This is a genomic window from Streptococcus rupicaprae (assembly GCF_040545225.1).
Taxonomy (GTDB): domain Bacteria; phylum Bacillota; class Bacilli; order Lactobacillales; family Streptococcaceae; genus Streptococcus; species Streptococcus rupicaprae.
The window spans coordinates 18036-39173 of record NZ_JBEPLO010000013.1; the positions used below are offsets into that span (position 1 = coordinate 18036).

22 protein-coding genes are annotated in these 21138 nt (G+C 46.8%); 13 read left to right on the forward strand and 9 right to left on the reverse strand.

Annotated elements, in window-relative coordinates; translation table 11 throughout:
* Window positions 1-22 precede the first annotated feature (22 nt).
* Genes tsaE through lytR form a run of 3 tightly spaced genes read left to right on the forward strand, consistent with a single transcriptional unit; the run spans window position 23 to window position 2170 of the window.
* Window positions 23-463, forward strand: a complete 441-nt coding sequence (gene tsaE, locus ABID29_RS06680; RefSeq protein WP_354365309.1) for a tRNA (adenosine(37)-N6)-threonylcarbamoyltransferase complex ATPase subunit type 1 TsaE — start codon at window positions 23-25, stop codon at window positions 461-463.
* Window positions 456-989 carry a GNAT family N-acetyltransferase gene (locus tag ABID29_RS06685; protein WP_354365310.1) on the forward strand — a complete coding sequence of 178 codons (534 nt, stop codon included), beginning with the start codon at window positions 456-458 and terminating at the stop codon, window positions 987-989. The genes tsaE and ABID29_RS06685 overlap by 8 nt, the downstream gene beginning before the upstream one ends.
* A 2-nt stretch (window positions 990-991) precedes the next feature.
* A complete protein-coding gene (lytR, locus tag ABID29_RS06690) occupies window positions 992-2170 on the forward strand; it encodes a glycopolymer--peptidoglycan transferase LytR (RefSeq protein ID WP_354365370.1) in 1179 nt (392 codons plus the stop codon).
* Window positions 2171-2430: 260 nt separating this feature from the next.
* Here the strand turns inward: lytR and ABID29_RS06695 are convergent, their stop codons facing one another.
* Together ABID29_RS06695 and ABID29_RS06700 are read right to left on the reverse strand one after the other, a co-directional pair.
* Window positions 2431-2721, reverse strand: coding sequence for a hypothetical protein (locus ABID29_RS06695; RefSeq protein WP_354365311.1), 291 nt, complete (start codon window positions 2719-2721; stop codon window positions 2431-2433).
* 3 nt (window positions 2722-2724) lie between these two features.
* Window positions 2725-3138, reverse strand: coding sequence for an HIT family protein (locus ABID29_RS06700; protein WP_354365313.1), 414 nt, complete (start codon window positions 3136-3138; stop codon window positions 2725-2727).
* A gap of 61 nt (window positions 3139-3199) precedes the next feature.
* Here ABID29_RS06700 and ABID29_RS06705 point away from each other — a divergent pair, with 61 nt between their 5' ends.
* The 4 genes from ABID29_RS06705 to trmB are packed head-to-tail and all read left to right on the forward strand — an operon-like array spanning window position 3200 to window position 6435.
* Window positions 3200-3928, forward strand: a complete 729-nt coding sequence (locus ABID29_RS06705; protein ID WP_354365314.1) for an ABC transporter ATP-binding protein — start codon at window positions 3200-3202, stop codon at window positions 3926-3928.
* Window positions 3925-4962 carry an ABC transporter permease gene (locus ABID29_RS06710; protein WP_354365316.1) on the forward strand — a complete coding sequence of 346 codons (1038 nt, stop codon included), beginning with the start codon at window positions 3925-3927 and terminating at the stop codon, window positions 4960-4962. Before ABID29_RS06705 ends, ABID29_RS06710 begins: the two co-directional genes overlap by 4 nt.
* Window positions 4963-5009: 47 nt before the next feature.
* The gene (gene ccrZ, locus ABID29_RS06715) at window positions 5010-5807 is read left to right on the forward strand and encodes a cell cycle regulator CcrZ (RefSeq protein ID WP_354365318.1); all 798 of its coding nucleotides are present in this window, start codon (window positions 5010-5012) and stop codon (window positions 5805-5807) included.
* Entirely contained in the window at window positions 5797-6435 is a 639-nt protein-coding gene (gene trmB, locus ABID29_RS06720) for a tRNA (guanosine(46)-N7)-methyltransferase TrmB (protein ID WP_354365319.1), read from the forward strand. Before ccrZ ends, trmB begins: the two co-directional genes overlap by 11 nt.
* Before the next feature lie 175 nt (window positions 6436-6610).
* Here the strand turns inward: trmB and galU are convergent, their stop codons facing one another.
* Together galU and ABID29_RS06730 are read right to left on the reverse strand one after the other, a co-directional pair.
* Window positions 6611-7546 carry a UTP--glucose-1-phosphate uridylyltransferase GalU gene (gene galU / locus ABID29_RS06725; protein WP_354365321.1) on the reverse strand — a complete coding sequence of 312 codons (936 nt, stop codon included), beginning with the start codon at window positions 7544-7546 and terminating at the stop codon, window positions 6611-6613.
* A gap of 34 nt (window positions 7547-7580) precedes the next feature.
* A complete protein-coding gene (locus ABID29_RS06730; protein WP_354365323.1) occupies window positions 7581-8594 on the reverse strand; it encodes an NAD(P)H-dependent glycerol-3-phosphate dehydrogenase in 1014 nt (337 codons plus the stop codon).
* A 165-nt stretch (window positions 8595-8759) separates the two neighbouring features.
* Between ABID29_RS06730 and ABID29_RS06735 the strand changes: the two genes are divergently transcribed.
* The 5 genes from ABID29_RS06735 (at window position 8760) to radA (ending at window position 15036) form a co-directional block, all read left to right on the forward strand.
* Window positions 8760-9209, forward strand: a complete 450-nt coding sequence (locus tag ABID29_RS06735) for a MarR family winged helix-turn-helix transcriptional regulator (protein WP_354365324.1) — start codon at window positions 8760-8762, stop codon at window positions 9207-9209.
* Window positions 9202-10908, forward strand: a complete 1707-nt coding sequence (locus ABID29_RS06740; RefSeq protein ID WP_354365326.1) for an ABC transporter ATP-binding protein — start codon at window positions 9202-9204, stop codon at window positions 10906-10908. The genes ABID29_RS06735 and ABID29_RS06740 overlap by 8 nt, the downstream gene beginning before the upstream one ends.
* Window position 10909: 1 nt before the next feature.
* Entirely contained in the window at window positions 10910-12694 is a 1785-nt protein-coding gene (locus ABID29_RS06745; RefSeq protein WP_354365327.1) for an ABC transporter ATP-binding protein, read from the forward strand.
* Window positions 12695-13222: 528 nt separating this feature from the next.
* On the forward strand, window positions 13223-13669 hold the full coding sequence (locus tag ABID29_RS06750) for a dUTP diphosphatase (RefSeq protein WP_354365329.1): 447 nt from the start codon (window positions 13223-13225) through the stop codon (window positions 13667-13669).
* Between the two features lie 2 nt (window positions 13670-13671).
* A complete protein-coding gene (gene radA, locus ABID29_RS06755; RefSeq protein ID WP_354365331.1) occupies window positions 13672-15036 on the forward strand; it encodes a DNA repair protein RadA in 1365 nt (454 codons plus the stop codon).
* A 92-nt stretch (window positions 15037-15128) separates the two neighbouring features.
* Here the strand turns inward: radA and ABID29_RS06760 are convergent, their stop codons facing one another.
* Entirely contained in the window at window positions 15129-15959 is an 831-nt protein-coding gene (locus ABID29_RS06760) for a formate/nitrite transporter family protein (RefSeq protein ID WP_354365332.1), read from the reverse strand.
* Window positions 15960-16205: 246 nt separating this feature from the next.
* Between ABID29_RS06760 and zupT the strand changes: the two genes are divergently transcribed.
* On the forward strand, window positions 16206-17006 hold the full coding sequence (zupT, locus tag ABID29_RS06765; RefSeq protein ID WP_354365372.1) for a zinc transporter ZupT: 801 nt from the start codon (window positions 16206-16208) through the stop codon (window positions 17004-17006).
* Between the two features lie 156 nt (window positions 17007-17162).
* On the opposite strand, the gene dusB is transcribed toward zupT, so the two are convergent.
* From dusB to ABID29_RS06785, 4 genes are all read right to left on the reverse strand, one after another.
* Window positions 17163-18155: a tRNA dihydrouridine synthase DusB gene (dusB, locus tag ABID29_RS06770; protein ID WP_354365334.1), complete on the reverse strand. Its 993-nt coding sequence runs from the start codon at window positions 18153-18155 to the stop codon at window positions 17163-17165.
* Window positions 18142-19014: an Hsp33 family molecular chaperone HslO gene (hslO, locus tag ABID29_RS06775; RefSeq protein WP_354365335.1), complete on the reverse strand. Its 873-nt coding sequence runs from the start codon at window positions 19012-19014 to the stop codon at window positions 18142-18144. The genes dusB and hslO overlap by 14 nt, the downstream gene beginning before the upstream one ends.
* Before the next feature lie 461 nt (window positions 19015-19475).
* On the reverse strand, window positions 19476-19985 hold the full coding sequence (locus tag ABID29_RS06780; protein WP_354365336.1) for a phosphatidylglycerophosphatase A family protein: 510 nt from the start codon (window positions 19983-19985) through the stop codon (window positions 19476-19478).
* Between the two features lie 25 nt (window positions 19986-20010).
* Window positions 20011-20985: an NAD(P)/FAD-dependent oxidoreductase gene (locus ABID29_RS06785; RefSeq protein WP_354365338.1), complete on the reverse strand. Its 975-nt coding sequence runs from the start codon at window positions 20983-20985 to the stop codon at window positions 20011-20013.
* Window positions 20986-21138 lie beyond the last annotated feature (153 nt).

Consider the following 21138-nt stretch of genomic DNA (forward strand, 5'->3'; position numbering starts at 1 on the left):
TCCTTTTTGGTATAATGCTAGCATGCATATCGAAAATGAGACAGCCTTAGTGGCGTTTGGAAAACAGTTGGGGGAATTGCTAGAAGCTCAGGATGTCATTGTTCTAACGGGTGATTTGGGGGCTGGCAAGACAACTGTGACTAAGGGAATTGCTCAAGGACTAGGAATTGCTCAAATGATCAAAAGTCCAACCTACACCATCGTCCGTGAATATGAAGGGCGTCTGCCGCTCTATCATCTGGATGTTTATCGGATCGGGGACGATCCAGATTCGATTGATCTGGATGAATTTCTTTTTGGAGAAGGCGTCACGGTGATAGAGTGGGGCAAGTTGCTGGAGTCGTCTTTGCCAAAAGACTATCTGGAGGTTAAACTGGCTGTCTCAGGTGAAGGAAGGCAGTTGACCTTAGAGGCTAAGGGGCCTAGGTCCAAGCAGTTAGTGGAGGCTTTAACTATTGCTTAAGAAGGAAGTTGTTTTCAGAGAAGCTAGTCAAGCAGATGCAGCAAGCATCATTGCTTTCTTTAATCAGGTCGGCCGAGAGTCGGACTATTTAATCATGGATGAAAATGGCTACCAAGGAACGGAAAAGGCTTTAGCCCAGTCTTTAGAAGACAGTTTGAAGCTTATTAACCAGCTGTGCTTGCTCGCTCTTGTGGACGAAGAAGTCATCGGTATGCTTAATATCAGGGCTGGTAGACAACTTCGCATAGAACATATCGGTGATGTCTTTATCGCTGTGCGAAAAAATTACTGGGGCCATGGTATCGGCCACATCTTGATGGAAGAGGCTGTGGACTGGGCGGTTCATTCTGGTATTATTAGACGCTTAGAGTTGACAGTTCAAGTCCGTAATCAACGCGCGATTGCCCTTTATGAACAATTTGGATTTGAAATTGAAGGCACTCAGAAAAGAGGAGCCAAGACAGAGAATGGAGAGTTTCTTGACGTTTACCTGATGGGGAAACTGATAGATGAAGAAGGCGAATGACAATTGGAAAAAAAATAGCAGCCATGCTGGCGGCGATCCTAGTGACAACGCTCATTGCAGGAGGAACTTATTTTTTCACCTTGTATGGAGCAACAGCAGACGAACTGGGAAAGACCTATCGTCCTATCCATGAGGGTGAAGAACCGTCTGTGATTGAAGCGACGGATCCCTTTACCATCTTGTTTATGGGAGTGGATACAGGATCAGGTTCCCGAGAAGATGATTGGGTCGGCAACAGCGACTCCATGCTCTTGGTGACAGTGAATCCCCTGACCAAGACGACCTCTATGATGAGTCTAGAACGCGATATCTTGGTCAAACTATCGGACGAAGAAGGTGAACCGACAGACACAGAAGCGAAATTAAATGCGGCTTATGCTATGGGCGGTCCAGAAATGGCTATTGCAACGGTTGAAGATATGATGAATATCACTATCGACCGCTACGTCATGATCAACATGCAAGGGATGATTGATTTGGTCGATGCTGTCGGAGGGATTACGGTAAATAATACCTTGGGCTTTACGATCTCTATCGAGGATCAGGAACCTGAGTACACCCAGACCATTGAACCGGGCAAGCAGACAGTGAATGGCGAGCAAGCTCTAGTATACGCCCGCATGCGTTATCAGGATCCTGAAGGAGACTACGGTCGCCAAAAACGCCAGCGTGAAGTGATTCAGCTAATCATCAAAAAGCTGCTGAGCATGAATAGCGTCAGCAAGTATAAGGCCATTTTAAAAGCAGTTTCAGATAATGTTAGGACGGATATTGCGCTTACCAGAGAAACGATTCCCCAATGGTTAGGCTACCGAGATGCCCTTAAAAAAATAAAGACTTACCAATTGGCAGGTGAAGATGCTACTATAGGGGAAGGAAGCTATCAGGTCACGACTTCTGAGCACCTTCTTGAAATGCAAAATACTTTACAGACATCTCTTGGAAAGACTGCCAGAAAAGAGCTGAAAACAACGGCAGTTCTTTATGAGGAACTTTATGGATCTAGTCCAGAAGCAACAGGCTATAGCAGCACAGAGGTCTGGGGAGGTGAGACTCAGAGTCTGCCTCAAATCCAGCCTCAGCTAGAGCCTATTCAAGAATTTAATCCTGTGACGGAAGCAGTGCCAGTTGAGCAGCCTATTGTAACAGAAGCAGTTCCAGAAGTCACGGCGGACCAATAAACTCTCTTAATTTGAGATACCAAAAGGCATACCTGTTTAGAAAATCAGGTATGCCTTTATTGGCAGTGTAGCCGTTTCAAAGACTTTCTAGTCCCATTTAAGCTAGAAACTGTTAGGCTTATTTTTTGCTAATTGCCTTAAGCTTAAGCTGTGCTCCGACTTGGTAACGCCATCCTGACTTAGTCGCAGTATTTTTCAACTACTAGATAATAGGGTAACACCGACAACAAGTCCCGAATTAAGGGATGCAAGGTTTAATGCTATTTGCTGGATTCATCCTTTTGTAGGAGTGGCATTTGTTCGGTCCGAGCTGCCACCTCACCTTGGAAGATTTGGGCCTTGTAGTTGAGGTCTTTGGCCATTTCAGTGACCTTTGGGATTTGGCTTTGGATAAAGGCGATCTGGCTCTTGATGTCTTTGAGATGAGCGCCTGCCTCATCAGCCAATGCCTTTGTTTCAAGGGCCTCACGCTTGATGGTTTTGCGGTGCTTGATGGCTTGATAAGCCAGGTAAGCGGCGGTTCCTGTCCAGAGGAGTCGTCTAAGTTTCATGGGTTATGCCTCCAAGTAGAGTTCTTGAGCGAGTTGAGCGAGTTGGGTAAAATCGGGTTCATGAGTCTCAAACTGAATCGCCAGTCCATCTTCCTTATCTAAACGTGGTAGGAGGTGGATGTGGCTATGGAAAACCGTTTGCCCAGCTGCTTCTCCGTTATTGTTGATGATATTTAATCCCTTGGCCCCCAGTTTTTCCTTGAGTTGGCTAGCAATTTTGGGAATGCGGGCAAAAACCAAGCCTGCGGTATCGCTGTCCATGTCAAAGATATCTGCCACATGCGTCTTAGGAATGACCAGAGTGTGGCCGGGGGTTACTTGGGTAATATCTAGGAAGGCGAGAACCTGATCATCTTCGTAAACCTTAGAAGACGGAATTTGGCCAGAGACAATTTTACAGAAAATACAGTCAGTCATGGTTTTACCTCTTTTCTTGAATCTGTTATAATAAATTATATCAAAAAAATCGGAGAAATGAATGTTAAACATCCAAAATGTAACGGGAGGTTATGCCAACATCCCAGTTCTTAGAAATATTTCCTTTGAGATTGCCGATGGTGAGTTGGTGGGGCTCATTGGGTTAAATGGTGCAGGAAAGTCTACCACAATCAATGAAATTATTGGCCTGTTGACACCTTACCAGGGGCAGATTACTATTGACGGCTTGAGCTTGAATCGGGACACGGAAAGCTACCGCAAAAAAATCGGCTTTATCCCTGAAACGCCCAGTCTTTATGAAGAGCTGACCCTGAAAGAACACCTGGAAGTGGTGGCCATGGCCTATGATATCCCACCTAAGCAGGCCTTGGATAGGGCGGAAAGACTCTTGAAACTCTTTCGTCTGGATCAGCGTCTAGATTGGTTTCCAGTCAACTTTTCCAAGGGTATGAAGCAGAAGGTGATGATTATCTGTGCCTTGATTGTGGAGCCCAGTCTTTTGATTGTGGATGAACCGTTTTTGGGCCTTGATCCCTTAGCAATTCAGGACCTGAAAGATCTGCTAGCTCAAGAAAAGGCTAAAGGCACTTCTATCTTGATGTCCACCCACGTGCTTGACTCGGCAGAAAAGATGTGCGACCGCTTCGTCATCCTGCACCATGGTGAAATCAAGGCTCAGGGGCGATTGGAAGACCTTCAAGAGGCCTTTGACATGCCTGGAGCGGACCTCAATGCCATCTACCTGCGCTTGACGGAGGAAGCCGTATGAGAGCCTTGTTTGTAAGACGGCGTCACCTCTTTCATAAGCAATGCGCCAGGTATTTGAAGTATGTGCTCAACGATCATTTTGTTCTTTTTCTGCTTTTGGGGATGGGGTTTGTCATGGTTCAATACAGCCAGTTGGTTAAAAATCCCCCTCAGGAGTCTCTTGTCTTAAGGATGGTGCTTGTAGTCCTCCTATTGGGGGTCAGTTTTTTAGGGAATTTTACGGCCTATCTGGAGCGGCCTGACCAGCACTTTTTGTTAACCAAGGAAGGCCAGGTCGCTCTAGGGATTGGGCAGGCTTACCGGAAAGGGGTCCTTGTTTGGACCTTGGTCCAGGTCGGAATTGCTGTTTTTCTCTATCCCCTTGCCTTGGCTGCCCAGATTTCCCTGCTTGTTTACCTGGTCTTGGTGGCCCTGTCTCTTGTCATTAAACTGGTCTACTTTCGAAGAAAATTGGCAAGTCTAACCACCCAGAAACGGGTGTCATGGGCGTCAGCGATTGACCACGATCGCAATCAAAAGCAGTCGATTCTCAAGTTTTTCTCCCTCTTTACGCAGGTGAAAGGCATTTCTCAAACGGTTAGACGCAGGGCTTTTTTAGACCCTCTTCTCAGTCTCTTTCCGCAAGGGACCTGGCTCTATCTCTTTGTGCGGGCTTTTTTGCGGTCGGGAGATTATTTGAGTTTGGCTCTTCGTCTGAGTCTGTTAAGTCTTTTTAGTCTCAGTCTTATTGGACAAGATTTGGTGGCGACAGTGCTGGCCTTGCTCTTTAACTACCTGCTTCTTTTCCAGCTCGTGGCCCTTTACAACCACTATGACTATCAGTACATGGCCGGGCTTTTGCCAATTGCAGCAGCTGAGAAAAAAAGGGCTTTGAGAACCCTCTTAAACCGCTTCTTTAGCCTCTTACTTTCCGTTCAAGTTATTGTGGCAGCGGTCTTCTTTCAAGATAAAATCTACCTCCTCATCTTGCTAGGGGTGCAAATTGTGTTAAACTTGGTTTATCTTCCTTACAAAATAGAGAAATTGATTGACTAAGGCACTTAAAACTAGTAAAATAGTAGAGAATTTCTAAGGAGAGCAACATGCAATACACAGATGATGGATTAAGTTTGGCCCCGATTCCAGGATTTAGCGGCCAAGCTTATAAAGGTACTTATCCAGATGGTACAGAGGCCTTTATCAAGATGAATACGACCCCTATTTTAGCGGCTTTGGCTAAGGAACAGATTGCTCCCAAGCTCCTATGGAGCAAGCGGACTCTGACTGGGTCAATTATGAGTGCCCAAGAGTGGTTAGACGGGCGTACTCTTGATAAGCAGGACATGGGCAGCAAGCAGATTATCAGTATTTTGACGCGGCTGCACCGGTCTAAACTCTTGGTTAACCAGCTGACCAAGCTAGGCCATACCCATGAGACCCCGGCAGACCTTGTTCGTCATTGGCAGTCGGAATCGGTTCTACAGGTGAGGGAAAATACCTACCTGCAATCGATCGCCAAAGAGCTTTTGCAAGATCAACCACGATTTAATGAAGACCATGCCACGATTGTACATGGGGATATCCACCATACCAATTGGATTGAGACCAAGTCAGGCATGGTTTACCTGACAGATTGGGACACGGTTCGGTTGACGGATCGGATGTTTGATGTGGCGCACATCCTCAGTCATTACATTCCTCGACCTGATTGGAAGGAATGGTTGACTGCCTATGGCTACAAATACAATGCATTGGTCCTAAGCAAGGTGGAATGGTACGGGCAACTGTCCTATCTCTACCAAATCAACAAGTGCTTTGAGACCCATAATATTGAGAATGTAAACAAAGAAGTCTATGCGCTTCGTCGATTCCGTGAATTAAGAGGGCAGTATGAGAGTTAGAAAACGAAAGGGAGCAGAAGCCCTATTGGCGGAGAATCCTCAATATGTGATTTTGGATCCTGAAGCGTACAAGGGCAAGTGGCATCAGGTCTTTGGTAACGATAATCCGATTCACATCGAAGTGGGCTCTGGTAAGGGGCGCTTCATCACAAGGATGGCAGCGGCTAACCCAGACATCAACTACATCGGGATTGATATCCAACTTTCTGTTCTGAGCTACGCGCTGGACCGAGTTTTGGAACAAGGTTTGCCAAATGTCAAATTGCTTCGAGTAGATGGTTCTAGCTTGACCAACTATTTTGCGGATGCAGAAATCGATCGCCTTTATCTGAACTTTTCAGATCCTTGGCCCAAGAAAAAACATGCAAAGAGACGCCTGACCTACAAGTCTTTTTTGGAGACCTATCAGCAGATTTTGCCTGCTCAAGGAGAAATCCATTTTAAAACGGACAATAGAGGCCTCTTTGAGTACAGTCTAGTCAGCTTTTCCCAGTATGGAATGACCTTGCTAGGCGTCTGGTTGGACTTGCATGCGGCAGATTTCGAGGGAAATATTATGACCGAGTATGAGGAAAAATTCTCTCAAAAAGGGCAACCTATCTATAGGGTTGAGGCAAGATTTATCTAGTCTGCTAGGGTTAAAAATATAGAGATAGTTAAGTGATCCCCCGAACCATTCTAAGGTTTGGGTGTTTTCTCGTGGTGGGGAAGCTTAGCTTTCCTAATACAACTATCATTAGGGAAAAGATAAAAAAAGCATAAAACCCATCTTTACAAAGGCTTTATGCTTTTTAGTTATAAGGTTATTCCGTGTCCTCTGTCAGTGATGGCAGAGGACGATTTGTAGGGTCTTGCTCTAGGTGTTTGCCGAGTTCGATGATATAGCGACGGAGGTCATCAGCTATCTGCGGGTGCTTTAGGCCGTACTCGATAGAGGTCTTCATATAGCCATATTTGTCCCCGACATCATAGCGATTGCCTTCAAACTTGCGGGCGAAAACACGCTGCGTTTTATTGAGGGTATCGATAGCATCGGTCAATTGAATCTCGTTTCCAGCACCAGGTTCTTGATGTTCAAGGATACCAAAGATTTCAGGGGTCAAAAGGTAGCGGCCGATGATAGCCAGATCAGAAGGGGCATCTTCTGGCTTTGGTTTTTCCACAAAGGTTTCCACAGAGTAAAGCCCGTCTTTCCCTTCTCCGATTGGAGCGATAACCCCATAGGCAGAAACTTCTTCGTGTGGAACTTCCATGACAGCGATGGTGGAAGCATGAGTCCGGTCAAAGTCCTCTATCAGTTGCTTAGTCAGGAGGTCTCCTTCGCCATTGATGTTCATCAAATCATCACCCAGCATGACGACAAAGGGTTCGTTCCCAACAAAGGCCTTGGCCTGAAGGACAGCATCTCCAAGACCGCGAGGGTGGCTCTGACGGATAAAATGGAGGTTGATCGAGGTGGTCTCATCTACTAATTGCAGTAATTCTGTTTTTCCTTTTTCTTTTAAGTTGTATTCCAACTCAAAGTTTGAGTCGAAGTGGTCTTCGATCGAACGTTTTGATTTACCGGTTACGATGAGAATGTCTTCGATACCTGATTTTAGAGCTTCTTCTACGATAAATTGGATAGTCGGTTTGTCAACGATCGGCAACATTTCCTTGGCTAGAGCCTTGGTGGCCGGCAGGAAGCGGGTTCCAAGACCAGCTGCTGGAATAACAGCTTTTCTAACTTTTTTTTCCATAATGAGATCCTTTCTTATTCTGTTAGAAAATAGTTTACCATTCATTTTCATGGCGTAATTGACCATTCATGGTCGAAAGAATGGCCTCTTTAATGTCTTTTCCTTCGTAGATGACACTGTAAATAGCCTGGGTAATAGGCATATAGACATCTAACTCCTGGGCCAACTCGTAGGCCACCTTAGTTGTTGAAATACCTTCGATGACCATGCCCATGTTGGCTTCAATATCCTCTAATTTTTCACCGCGACCGAGCGCATCGCCGGCTCGCCAGTTACGGGAGTGAATCGAAGTCCCAGTAACGACCAAGTCACCAACTCCAGATAGGCCGCTGTAGGTCAGGGGATTGGCCCCCATTTTTACACCGAGGCGGGTAATTTCAGCGAGACCCCGCGCGATAATGGCAGCTTTGGCATTATCACCGTAACCGAGTCCATGAAGGGCCCCTGCTCCGACGGCGATAATATTTTTAAGAGCACCAGCTGTTTCAACCCCGATGACGTCTGTATTGGTATAGAGACGGAAGTAGTGGTTGCTAAAGAGGCCTTGGACATACTTGGCAGTCTCTTCGTCCTTGGAGGCAGCTGTAATCAGGGTGAGGTCTCGGACAATGGTCTCTTCAGCGTGACTGGGACCAGATACGACGACAATCTCACTGCGGAGCTGGGTTGGAATCTCTTCTTCCAAAATAGTGGATAGGCGCTCGTGCGTCCCTGGTTCTAGGCCTTTTGAAGCGTGCATGACGACAACCTTGTGAGTCAAGGTGTCCGCTACCTGCTTAGCGACCAGGCGAGTCACCTTAGTCGGAACGACAAAAAGGACGGCATCGACCCCCTCCAGGGCATCTTTTAGGTCTGCATAGGCCTTGATTTTGTGGTCAAGGACAATATCTTTAAAATACCGTTTATTGGTATGTTGGGTATTGATTTCTTCGATTTGCTCTGGGATATTTCCCCAAAGCCGGACCTCGTGACCGTTATCATTGAGAACCTGCGACAGGGCAGTTCCCCACGATCCCGGTCCCAGAACAGCAATGGTTTGTTTTGTCATGTTAACTCCTTAGCGGCTAGTTATTCCACTCCATTATACCATAAGGTCTCTTTTTTTCCTATTCAGACCAAGTGCGAAATTCTTACTTCCAAAACCTTCTTTTCTTGACAAAAGTTCTCATAAGAACTAAAATAGTTCCCATGGAAACCATAAGGAGGAAAAGCGATGCCTAATCCTTTATCAGGTATTCGAGCAGTTCTAACGCAGATGGAATACATTGCCGAGGAACTGGCCCAAAAATACGACGTCAAACACTTATCAGGTCCTCAAGGGCATGTTCTATTGTTCTTGAGCAAGCATGCCGGTGAAGAAATGTTTGTCAAGGATATCGAAAAAGAGCTAAAGATTTCAAAATCGGTGGCCAGTAATCTAGTGAAACGGATGGTTAAGAATGCATTTATTGAGGTTATCCCTTCTGAGGTTGATAGGCGCTGCAAGCAGGTCGTCCTTACCAGTAAGGGCTTGGAAAAGATTCAACCGCTTAAGGCCTTCCACGAAGAGATGAGTCAACAAATTTTTCAAGGAATCTCTTGGGAAGAACTAAAGCTAGTCCATCGAGTAATCCAGCAATTACAGGAAAATATTTTAAATTATATGGGGGGAAAAGATGTTTAAGCAAGCGATTATGCGCTACAAGTGGTATGCTCTAGGATCGGTTTTGATGGTGTCCACAGTTGTGATTAGTAGCTTACTGCAACCGAGTTATTTAGAGGATGTTTTACAGGCTGTTATGATGAATGATAAGGAAAGGATTTCTGAGGTGGGGATTTGGTTGCTGGTAATTGCCGGGATTGGCTTGCTTGCAGGTGCCACCAATACAGTACTAGCTTCTAAAATTGCCCAAGGAGTATCCGCAGATATTCGAGAACACACCTTTCGTAAGATTCAGAGTTTTTCTTACGCCAATATTGAGCAATTCAGCGCAGGAAACCTAGTAGTTCGGATGACCAATGACATCACCCAGATTCAAAACTTAGTCATGATGAGTTTTACTATTTTGATGCGGGTTCCCTTGCTCTTCATCGGTGCTTTCTTCATGGCCATTAAGACCTTGCCTGCGCTATGGTGGGTGATTATTGTCATGGTGGTTGTTATTGCAGGTATTATGGCTATGGTCATGGGGAAGGTTGGACCACGTTTTGGGAAATTCCAGTTGCTTATGGATAAGATCAACAGCATTGCCAAGGAGAATTTACAGGGTGTGCGCGTGGTCAAATCCTTTGTCCAAGAGAGAAATCAATACGCTAAATTTAAGAGTGTTTCGAACGAATTTTTAGAGCTCAACCTGTTCATTGGTTCGGTGTTTTCTATTATGCAACCTCTCTTGATGTTGGTTTCTTTCCTGGCAATCTTTGGTTCTATCTATCTGGTATCAACCATGGTGAAGACCGACCCTGAGGCTATCGGCAGTATCGCGTCCTTCATGAGCTACCTCATGCAGATCATGTTTTCCATTGTCATGGTCAGTTTCATGGGAATGCAGGCGAGCAGAGCGGCAGTCTCCTTGAAGCGGATCAATGAAATTTTAGAGACAGAACCAGCAATGACTTTTAAGGATGGAGCTGATGAAGACTTGACGGCTAGTATCGTCTTTGATAAGGTCAGCTTTACTTATCCCAACGATACAGAACCCATGCTCAAGGACATATCCTTTGAAATCGCTCCTGGTCAGATGGTCGGTGTGGTTGGGGCAACAGGGTCTGGCAAATCAACACTAGCCCAGCTGATTCCACGCCTCTTTGATCCACAGGCAGGGACGATCTTTATCGGTGGTCGCGACCTGAAGCAAATCAATCAGACTACCCTGCGTCGTACGGTCTCTATCGTTCTTCAGAAAGCTATTCTCTTTTCTGGGACTATAGCTGACAACTTGCGCCAAGGGAAAACAGATGCTAGCCTTGATGTTTTGGAGCGGGCGGCAGGTATTGCCCAAGCCAAAGAATTTATTGACCGCTTGGAAAATACATACGAGAGTGAAGTTGAAGAGCGCGGGACCAACTTCTCTGGAGGCCAGAAGCAACGCCTGTCCATCGCGCGTGGCGTCATCGGCAAGCCTAAGATTTTGATTCTGGATGATTCTACCTCGGCCCTGGATGCGAGGTCTGAGAAATTGGTCCAGGAAGCTCTCAACCATGACTTGAAAGGGACGACGACAGTTATTATTGCCCAGAAGATTTCCTCGGTGGTCAAGGCAGATAAGATTTTGGTCCTTGACCAGGGGCGTTTGATTGGTGAAGGTACGCATGCTGAGCTTTTGGCGACCAATGCGGTTTACCGTGAGATTTATGAAACCCAGAAAGGACAGGAGGACTGAGATGAAGACACTACGTTTCTTTTGGTTTTATTTCAAACGTTATAAGCTATCGTTTGCGGTGATTCTTGTAGCGGTTATTGTAGCCACTTACTTGCAGGTCAAAACACCTGTCCTGATTGGTCAGTCCTTGACGGAAATGGGGAAGATTGGTCTCCAATTCATGGAGGCTTCTCAGAAGGGAGAGGTCAACTTCAAGCCTGATTTAGCTGCCTTCAACGGCGTGATGCTAAATTTGTTTTTGGCCTATCTCTTTACTGTACTAGCTAATCTTATTTACAATTTACTGTTCACACGGATTGTGGCTCATTCGACCAACCGTATGCGTAAGGGCCTTTTTGGTAAACTAGAACGTCTGACTGTCAATTTTTTTGACCGTCACAAGGACGGGGATATTCTATCGCGTTTTACCAGTGATCTTGACAATATCCAGAATACCTTCAACCAATCCTTGACCCAAGTCGTGTCAAATATCGCGCTTTATATCGGAATGATCTGGATGATGTTCCGCCAGGACATACGTCTGGCTTGGTTGACCATTGCATCGACTCCAATCGCGCTTATTTTCTTGGTTGTTATTATTCGATTGGCCCGAAAATACAGCAACCGTCAACAAGCGGCAGTCGGGAAACTCAACGCCTATATGGATGAGAAGATTTCGGGTCAAAAGGCCATTATTGTCCAAGGGATCCAGGACGAGACGATTGATGGTTTCTTGGAGCTTAATGAAGAAGTGCGCACAGCCACCTTCAAGGGACGTCTCTTTGGGGGATTGCTCTTTCCTGTCATGAATGGAATGAGTTTGGTGAATACAGCTATTGTTATCTTTGCTGGCTCATCTATTCTCCTGAATGATCCGACTATGTCTACGGCTATGGCCCTAGGTCTTGTAGTAACTTTTGTCCAGTACTCACAGCAGTATTACCAACCCATGATGAATATCGCCTCAAACTGGGCAGAGTTGCAGTTGGCCTTCACAGGGGCTGCTCGCATCCAGGAGATGTTTGACCAGCCTGAAGAGGTTCGGCCTCAAAATGCGCCTCTCTTCACGGAACTTAAAGAAGGTGTCGAAATCGAGAACATCAGTTTTGGTTATCTGCTAGACAAACCTGTTCTGAAAAAAGTCTCCATCTCTGCGCCCAAGGGCAAGATGGTGGCTGTTGTGGGGCCAACGGGATCTGGTAAGACCACCATCATGAACCTGATTAACCGCTTCTACGATGTGGACGCTGGTCGGATTACCTTTGATGGTGTCGATATTCGGGACTATGACCTCGATAGCCTGCGCAGCAAGGTTGGTATCGTACTGCAGGAGTCGGTCCTCTTTAGTGGGACCATCGCAGAGAATATCGCCTTCGGTGCGGAAGGGGTGACCCAGGACATGATTGAGACGGCGGCCCGTGCCACCCATATCCATGACTTTATCATGAGTTTGCCAGATGGGTATCAAACTCAGGTGTCTGATGACAACAACATCTTCTCGACAGGTCAAAAACAGTTGATTTCGATTGCTCGGACTCTTCTAACAGACCCAGAAGTCCTGATTTTGGATGAGGCAACGTCCAACGTTGACACGGTGACAGAAGCCAAAATCCAACGGGCCATGGAAGCCGTGGTGGCTGGTCGGACCAGCTTTGTCATTGCCCATCGCCTCAAAACCATCCTCAAGGCAGATGAAATCATCGTCCTAAAAGATGGTGAGGTTCTGGAGCGAGGGAACCACCGTGAACTGATTAAGCAGGACGGCTTCTACGCCGAACTCTACCACAACCAGTTTGTGTTTGAATAAAAAGGAGGCTGGGACAAAAGTCCTGGCCTCTCAATCGTTTTTGGATTGTCGAGTAAGGCGCAGTGGTTGAGTGCTTCAAGGCGTATAAGCCTTGAAGGTGGGAAATTGTGAGTTTCAAAGCAACTCTACTCTCTAATTCGCTGATGTTATCAGCTTTTACAGCCCTAACGAATGAGTGAAGCCTTGCTTCCTCATTTCCAACCATCAACAGTCACTCCCCTGACTGTTAAAGCTGTGCGGAGGTGGGTTCCAAAGGTCCGGGGGAACTTTGGAAGTTTGAAATAGAACTGACGCAGTCAGTGTCAAAAACAGTCCGGGGGACCTTTGGAAGTTGGAAATAGAACTGACAGAGTCAGTGTCAAAACGGTCTGGGGAGAGACCGTTTCAGCCCGAACTTAGAAATGAAAGAGTGAGACAAAATCAAACCCTTCGGGTTACTGATTTTTGTCCCACTCTCTTTCTTGTTTTTGCATTTCTTTTGCGAATAACCTATAATAGAAGGACAGAAAAAGGAAAATGAGGAACGATATGAAAACCCGTGGATTTGAATTGATTAGCCAGTATGCTGATAAAAAAGAGCTATTGCCCCAGCGTGAGACAGCCCATGCGGCGGGCTATGACCTGAGTGCGGCAGAGCGGACGGTCTTGGCTCCAGGTGAGATTGTTCTGGTGCCGACAGGGATCAAGTCCTACATGCAGGACAATGAGGTCCTCTACCTTTACGATCGCTCGTCCAACCCTCGCAAGCGTGGTCTAGTCCTTATCAACTCGGTTGGCGTCATTGATGGCGATTATTACAATAACGACAATAATGAAGGCCACATCTTTGCCCAGATGAAAAATATCACGGACCAGGAAGTGGTAATTGAAGCGGGTGAGCGCGTGGTGCAAGGAGTTTTCATGCCCTTCCTCTTGGCGGATGGCGATGATGCCACGGGTGAGCGCACTGGTGGCTTTGGCTCGACAGGGGATTAAGCATGGCAGCAAAAAAGAAATCCACTTTTGTCTGCCAGTCCTGTGACTACCATTCGCCCAAGTACTTGGGGCGCTGTCCTAACTGTGGTGCCTGGTCTTCTTTTGTCGAGGAAGTCGAAGTGGCAGAAGTCAAAAATGCCCGCATTGGGATTTCAGGTGAGCAGAGTAAGCCTGTCAAATTAAATGAGGTAGCCACCAGTTCTGTTGCCAGAACTCAGACTAAGATGAACGAATTCAACCGTGTCTTGGGTGGTGGCGTAGTGCCGGGCAGTCTTGTGTTGATTGGAGGGGATCCGGGGATTGGCAAATCGACCCTCCTCCTTCAAGTATCCACCCAGTTGGCCAGTCTTGGGACAGTTCTCTATGTCAGCGGGGAGGAATCCGCAGAGCAGATTAAGTTACGGGCGGAGCGTTTGGGCGATATCAACAATGAATTTTACCTCTTTGCGGAAACCAATATGCAGCGCATTCGTGCGGAAATTGAAAAACTACAGCCGGATTTCCTGATTGTGGACTCGATCCAGACCATCATGTCTCCTGAGATCACTAGTGTGCAGGGATCGGTCAGCCAGGTCAGAGAAGTGACTGGTGAACTCATGCAACTGGCCAAGACCAACAATATCGCCACCTTTATCGTAGGGCATGTGACCAAGGAAGGGACTCTGGCAGGTCCTCGGATGCTGGAGCATATGGTAGATACGGTTCTCTATTTTGAAGGGGAGCGTCAGCATACCTTCCGCATCTTGCGGGCGGTCAAAAACCGCTTTGGCTCGACCAATGAGATTGGGATTTTTGAGATGCAGTCCCAAGGGCTGGTTGAAGTTCTTAATCCCAGCCAGGTCTTTTTAGAGGAGCGTCTGGACGGCGCGACTGGCTCTGCTATTGTTGTGACCATGGAGGGGACTAGGCCCATTTTGGCTGAGGTCCAGGCCCTGGTCACGCCGACTGTTTTTGGCAATGCTAAGCGAACGACGACGGGTCTTGATTTTAACCGGGCCAGCCTCATCATGGCGGTGCTGGAAAAACGTGCTGGCCTGCTCTTGCAAAATCAGGATGCCTATGTCAAGTCTGCTGGCGGTGTTAAACTCGATGAGCCAGCAGTTGACTTAGCTGTGGCTGTCGCTATTGCTTCCAGTTACAAGGACAAGCCGACCAATCCCCAAGACTGTTTTATCGGAGAAATCGGCCTAACGGGCGAAATCCGTCGGGTCAACCGCATCGAACAACGCATCAACGAAGCAGCTAAACTGGGCTTTACAAAGATTTACGCCCCCAAAAATTCCTTAACAGGCCTAAAAGTACCAAAAGGAATCGAAGTCGTTGGCGTTATGACCCTGGGCCAAGTCTTGAAAAAAGTATTTGGATGAATAAAAAGGTCCTGTGGGCCTTTTTATTAGCAGGTCTTCCATGTATAGATACAAAAAAACTCTTTCCGACGGGAAGAGTTTTTGGTAGTTCGTTAGTCCACATAAAGGTCTGATTTCTGGTTGAGCCATGAGTAGAGAAGGCCGATGAGGAGGCCACCGCCTACGTAATTTCCAAGTCCAGAGAAGAAGAAGTTGGAAAGGACGCTGAGGAAGGTCATATTTTCTACTGGTCCACCATTGACGAAGAAGGCCAGCGGGAAGGAAACGAAGTTGGCAATAACGTGCTCAAATCCCAAGAAGGCGAAGATATAGATGATGAAAATCATAGACCAGACCTTGGCTGAATCGTCTTTCATCCGCAGGGTGACAAAGACGGCAGTGTTGACCACGATATTGGCAAAAATCCCTTCGATAAATTGGGTTATTGGTGTTTTGGCCAATTTAGCAGATACAGCCTCAAACAGATAGTGGTCTGCAGGAAGGTGGCTGTAGGCAGTCGTTCTGGAAATCAAAAAGGAACAGATGAGAGCCCCGACAAAGTTGAAGAAAACACAGGTCGCAAGAATTTTACCTGCTGTTAAAAACCGCAGTTTTTTATTGTAGACGGCACTGGTCATGTACATCATATTTGAAGTACCAAGCTCAGCATTCATGTAGACGATCATGACCAAGGACCAGCTGAACATAAAGGCGTAGACGAATTTACCGGAGTGGGGAACGATGTCATTGGCATAGCCCGCAATATAAAAAGCAATTCCTGTTCCCAGCGTTAAAAAGAGGGTTGCTAGCATGGCGCGTACGGCATATTTGGTAAAGCTGGTACGAGAGAGGGCATCCTTTTTCTCGATAGACTTGGCCAGAGCGCTAATCAGTTCAGAGTTGGTTGCTGAATGGGAATGACTATTTGGTGTTGGTACAGGCATAATACTCTCCTTTGTTTTAATCCATAGACGATTATACCACGTTTTGAAAAAAATTCTAGTTCAGGCTTGAATTTTTCTTGTATTTTAAAAGATTTTCCTTAAGTTTGATAAGTTTTTCTGAAACAAATAGACTGTTTTCACTATCTGCGGTAATATTTCAAGCATGAGGTCTTCAATGTGCTTAGAAATCCTCAGGAAATGGCAAACAGGCTTCCTATCTGCCGAGAAAAATGGTATCATAAGAACATGGATAATGTTGCTATTGCGTTTATGCTGACCCTGATTGCGGGACTCAGCACAGGAATTGGAAGTTTGATTGCCTTTGTCGCCAAGTCGACCAATACCAAATTTTTATCGATTAGCTTGGGATTTTCAGCTGGTGTGATGATTTACGTCTCCTTTGTGGAACTCTTTCAGGAAAGCCTTCATCTCTTGACGAGGAAAATGGGGGAGTCTCTGGGCCATTGGCTGACAGCCCTGGCCTTCTTTGGGGGAATCGGTTTGATTGCCTTGATTGACCGCGCTATCCCGACTTCAAAAAATCCCCACGAAGTGCGTTTGGTAGAAGCAGATTCTCGAGACAAGAAGGCAAAAGGAGAGCTGATGCGGATGGGTCTGATTACGGCCTTGGCCTTGGCGCTTCACAATTTCCCAGAGGGCTTGGCGACCTTTGTCTCTGCTCTTCAATCGCCGCGGGTCGCCATTCCTATTGTCTTTGCCATTGCCATCCATAATATCCCAGAAGGAATCGCAGTTGCTGTGCCTATCTATCAGGCGACCGGTTCTCGTAAAAAGGCTTTTGCCTATTCCTTTTTCTCTGGTTTGGCTGAGCCAATCGGTGCCCTGGTCGGCTGGTTTTTGCTCATGCCCTTTATGAATGATGTGGTCTACGGCTTAATTTTTGCGGCGGTAGCCGGAATCATGGTATTCATCTCGCTGGATGAATTGCTCCCAGCTGCGGAAAAATACGGCGAACACCATCTAGCCATCTACGGCCTGATCGCAGGCATGGCGGTTATGGCGATTAGTTTGATGTTGTTTGTTTAGTATAATAGAGATAGGCTTCTCAGTCGCTTTTCTAAACCAAACAAAACCCCAGTCAAATCGGCTGGGGTTTTGTTATAGGGAGAATATGAAAAATTTTAGGATAAATAAAGTATAGCAGGGCTTGCTTAAAGAATTCTTAAAACATTTAAGAATTCTTTAAAGGCTGACAGTTGCTCTTGTTTCGGCCAAGATGGTGTCGATTTCAGCCAGGCTTTCAGCACGGGCAATTTTGCCACGGAGCTTGGCTGCCCCTGAAGTGCCACGAAGGTAGTGAGGTGCTAGGCCACGGAATTCACGGACAGCCACATATTCGCCTTTGAGAGCAATGAGGCGGGTCAAGTGTTCGTAGGCGATTTTCATCTTGTCTTCAAAGCAAAGATCGGGCAGAACCTCACCAGTTTCTAGGTAGTGATTAATCTGGGTAAAGATGTAGGGATTGGCCATGGCGGTGCGTCCAATCATGACCCCATCTGTTCCGAGTTCTTCGATCATGAACTTAGCGTCGTGAACCGTCTTGATGTCGCCGTTGCCAATGAAGGGAATCTTGGTGATGGCTTTTGCAACGCGAGCCAAGGTTTCATGGTCACAATGGCCTGTGTACATTTGTTCTCGTGTTCTACCGTGCATGGCTAGGGCAGAGACGCCAGCACTCTCTGCGGCGAGGGCATTTTCGACAGCCAGTGAGCTATCTGCCCAACCTGTCCGCATTTTAACTGTGAGGGGAATACTGAGGTGAGAAGTGACGGTCTTAACGATGTGGTAGATCTTATCGGGATCTTTGAGCCATTTGGCACCAGCTTCGTTTTTGACCACCTTGTTAACAGGGCAACCCATGTTGATATCGAGGATATTAGCCTTAGTATTTTCCTGGATAAAGACGGCTGCGCGTGCCAAGGAGTCTGCGTCGCTGCCGAAGAGCTGGATCGACATGGGTGCTTCATTTTCATCAATGTGAAGCATGTGGAGGGTCTTTTCGTTGTTGTATTGGATCCCCTTGTCGGAAACCATTTCCATCACGACCAATCCAGCGCCCAGCTCTTTAGCGATGGTTCGAAAGGCGGAATTGGTGACTCCTGCCATAGGTGCAAGGACGGTGCGGTTAGGAATTTCCACATCGCCAATCATAAAAGGGGTATTAAGGTTTTTCATGGATAATCTCCTCTAAATCGTCAGCATCAAAATGATAGGGGGTCTGGCAAAACTGGCAGATGATCTCAGCGCCCTGATCTTCAGTTTTCATGGCAATCAGCTCATCTTTTGGAAGGCTGGCTAGGGCAGTGCCAAAGCGGTCTTTGCTGCAGTCGCAATGAAAGGACAGAGGACTCTCTTCCAAGATCTTGTACGGTTCTTGGCCGTAAATGGCCTGTAAAAGAGCTTCCAGCGGTTGGTCTGCTTGAAGAAGATCGGAGATGGCAGGCATGGCTTGGAGCCGATTGACAAAGCGCTCAATGTCAGCCTCCGTTGCTCCAGGTAAGGCTTGAACGAGGAAACCGCCTGCTACCTTCACCTGATCCTGGTCGTCCAAGAGGACGTTGAGGCCGACTGCAGAGGGGGTCTGCTGGCTGTCTGTCAAAAAATAGGCCAGATCTTCACCGATCTCTCCTGTGATGATTGGGGTCATGGAGGTATAGGGCTGGCCAGTGCCATAGTCAACGATGACGAGAAATTCCCCTTGCCCGACAAAGGGACCGACAACCACTTCTCCAGTAGCTGTTTTTTTGATGTCAACCCCGCGATTCTGCACATAGCCTTTGACTTGTCCGGCCGTATTGGCAACAGAGATGATGGCACCTAACGAACTGTCTCCCAACACCTTGACGGTGACCTTGGTCTGGCCTTTTTCATTGGCGGCCAGGATTTGGCTGGCAATGAGGGTCCGCCCCAGGGCGACCGTTGATGAACTGAGGGTCTGGTGGAAGTCCTGAGCAGCCCTGACAGTTTCTGTGCTATCTAGGATAAAAGCCCGAAAAGCACCATTTTCTGAAATTGTTTTAATGATTTTGTCCATACCGATTATTGTAACATAAAGCGAGCAGAAGATGAAGGAGAAAGGATTGTCAGGCTTTAAAATATTGAAGTCCTAGATATTAAAATAAGAAAGTTTGGGAGAGAGGGTCAAGGGCCTGAGAGTAGCAGGTGATCAAGAAGTGACCTATGCCGACTGGATTTTTTATCCCTAGAAAATCACTGAACGATAAAACACCCCTACAAGTTTTTCTAAGTCTAATGACTTGTCCAACTTAATTTGACAAATGGAGGAATATAAATATAGGATTCGGCTGATAGAATGCCTGAATGAGAAGGGGGTGACAAATCCTAATTTTTTAGTGATAAGCAAGATTCTTGTCCTAACAGACCTATGACGATATTCAAATATAACGGCTTAGCTAAAAAGACGCATAAAACCAGCCGATGATGGCAGAGTTTTATGCGTCTTTGATCTTCAAAAAAGCTATTCGTTACCTAAAGTTAGATGCGGTTGGTAATGGCGCTCTTGCTTGGGTCAGAGTGGGCCAGGCGGCTAGCAGCGGCAGCCGCAATGGCACCAGCGATATCGTCCAAGAAGGTATGGCATTGGCCATCTTTTTTGGTGTCGAGCTGTTTGATAATGCCTGGCTTGACCTTGTCGATGTAGCCGTAGTTGGTGAAGCCGATAGAGCCGTAGACATTGACGATGGACAAGGCCATAATCTCGTCAATTCCGTAGAGGCCCTCGTCTGACATGAGGATGTCATTGAGGGGTTGAGAGAGTTTGCCGGCTTCAGCGAGCTTGTCGATTTCAATACCGGTGATGATGGTGTTTTGGACCTCGCGTTTTTCCAGCACTGCCTTGACGTGGGGCAGGCAGTCCTCGATTTTTAGGTCAGGAATATATTTGTTTTGCAGGTAGAGGACCAGCTCGGCTAGGTCATTGAGGCAGATGCCGCGTTCTTCAAGAAGGGCGAGGGCACGGTTTTTTAATTCTTCGGTGGATTTCATGAGTATCTCCTTTGTAAAATAGTGATTAATGTAGACTGGTTGAATGTTTGGGCTGGACCTTTTCATCAGGGTTGATATAGGCAATGGCATTGTTAATGGCAGTCGGGGCTTCGCCAAAACCTGTCGCAATCAAATCAATCTTCCCTTCGTAGTAGCAACAGTCTCCTGCAGCGTAGATTCCTGGGATGGAAGTCGCCTGCCTACTGTCAACGACAATCTTGTGGCGGTTGAGCTCTAGTCCCCACTTCTTGAGGTTGCCGACAGAAGACTTAAAGCCGTAATTGACAAAGAGATGGTCCAATGGGATGGTCTTTGTTTCGTCAGCCTTGACTTTGGTGATTTCAAGGCCTGATAAGTGGCCATCTTGGGCGACGAGACCACTTGGGACATAGGGGGTTTGGATCTCGACCTGAGAGGCTTTTAGGGCTTCAACGCTGTGCTCTAGAGCTCGGAAATTGTCCCTGCGGTGGACGATGGTGACACTCTTGGCGATTTTTTCAAAGGCCAGGGACCAATCAACTGCAGAATCACCACCTCCGAGAACAACGATATCCTTGTCTTGGTACTGGTTGATTTGTGAAACGTGGTAATGGATGTTGTCAAAGGCATCCGCTCCTTCAATTTCTAACGGCCGTGGTTTAAAGGCTCCGCCTCCCATAGCGATCAGGACCGTCTTGGTCAAGTGTTGGCCCTTGTTGGTGGTCAGGGTGAAGTGATCGTCTGTTTTTTCAATTTCCAGAACGGTCTCGTTGAGGCAGATGGTGGTGTCGAAGGTATCCAACTGCTCAAGGAGACGCAGGGTCAATCCTTCGCCGGTCACTTGCGCAAATCCTGCCACGTCTAGGATGGTTTTTTCAGGATAGAGAATGGCGGGCTGTCCACCGAGTTGAGGCAAGGAGTCAATGATTTTGACCTTAGCCTGTCGCAAATGAGCATAGAAGGCGGCGAAAAGGCCGACAGGCCCCCCGCCAATAATAGTAATATCAAACAGGTCTGACATAGCAGGTCCTCTTTCTTTAGAAGTTCTCTCCTATTCTACCATAAATGGTGGGGAGAAGACCTTAAAAGGGTTCCGGAGAGACGAAAAATTCACCTTATAGTATAATAGAATCAGTTTTCAAGAAAGGAGATCGCCAGATACTTGTTCTGGCGA

Bases quoted from the DNA above. Each gene is read 5' to 3' on its own strand.
- ABID29_RS06695 (WP_354365311.1), bottom strand. From the start codon at position 2,721: ATGAAACTTAGACGACTCCTCTGGACAGGAACCGCCGCTTACCTGGCT.
- zupT (WP_354365372.1), top strand. From the start codon at position 16,206: ATGGATAATGTTGCTATTGCGTTTATGCTGACCCTGATTGCGGGACTC.
- trmB (WP_354365319.1), top strand. From the start codon at position 5,797: ATGAGAGTTAGAAAACGAAAGGGAGCAGAAGCCCTATTGGCGGAGAAT.
- ABID29_RS06785 (WP_354365338.1), bottom strand. From the start codon at position 20,985: ATGTCAGACCTGTTTGATATTACTATTATTGGCGGGGGGCCTGTCGGC.
- ABID29_RS06705 (WP_354365314.1), top strand. From the start codon at position 3,200: ATGTTAAACATCCAAAATGTAACGGGAGGTTATGCCAACATCCCAGTT.
- ABID29_RS06740 (WP_354365326.1), top strand. From the start codon at position 9,202: ATGTTTAAGCAAGCGATTATGCGCTACAAGTGGTATGCTCTAGGATCG.
- ABID29_RS06735 (WP_354365324.1), top strand. From the start codon at position 8,760: ATGCCTAATCCTTTATCAGGTATTCGAGCAGTTCTAACGCAGATGGAA.
- galU (WP_354365321.1), bottom strand. From the start codon at position 7,546: ATGGAAAAAAAAGTTAGAAAAGCTGTTATTCCAGCAGCTGGTCTTGGA.
- radA (WP_354365331.1), top strand. From the start codon at position 13,672: ATGGCAGCAAAAAAGAAATCCACTTTTGTCTGCCAGTCCTGTGACTAC.
- tsaE (WP_354365309.1), top strand. From the start codon at position 23: ATGCATATCGAAAATGAGACAGCCTTAGTGGCGTTTGGAAAACAGTTG.
- ABID29_RS06710 (WP_354365316.1), top strand. From the start codon at position 3,925: ATGAGAGCCTTGTTTGTAAGACGGCGTCACCTCTTTCATAAGCAATGC.
- hslO (WP_354365335.1), bottom strand. From the start codon at position 19,014: ATGGACAAAATCATTAAAACAATTTCAGAAAATGGTGCTTTTCGGGCT.
- ABID29_RS06700 (WP_354365313.1), bottom strand. From the start codon at position 3,138: ATGACTGACTGTATTTTCTGTAAAATTGTCTCTGGCCAAATTCCGTCT.
- ccrZ (WP_354365318.1), top strand. From the start codon at position 5,010: ATGCAATACACAGATGATGGATTAAGTTTGGCCCCGATTCCAGGATTT.
- ABID29_RS06780 (WP_354365336.1), bottom strand. From the start codon at position 19,985: ATGAAATCCACCGAAGAATTAAAAAACCGTGCCCTCGCCCTTCTTGAA.
- ABID29_RS06750 (WP_354365329.1), top strand. From the start codon at position 13,223: ATGAAAACCCGTGGATTTGAATTGATTAGCCAGTATGCTGATAAAAAA.
- ABID29_RS06730 (WP_354365323.1), bottom strand. From the start codon at position 8,594: ATGACAAAACAAACCATTGCTGTTCTGGGACCGGGATCGTGGGGAACT.
- ABID29_RS06760 (WP_354365332.1), bottom strand. From the start codon at position 15,959: ATGCCTGTACCAACACCAAATAGTCATTCCCATTCAGCAACCAACTCT.
- dusB (WP_354365334.1), bottom strand. From the start codon at position 18,155: ATGAAAAACCTTAATACCCCTTTTATGATTGGCGATGTGGAAATTCCT.
- ABID29_RS06745 (WP_354365327.1), top strand. From the start codon at position 10,910: ATGAAGACACTACGTTTCTTTTGGTTTTATTTCAAACGTTATAAGCTA.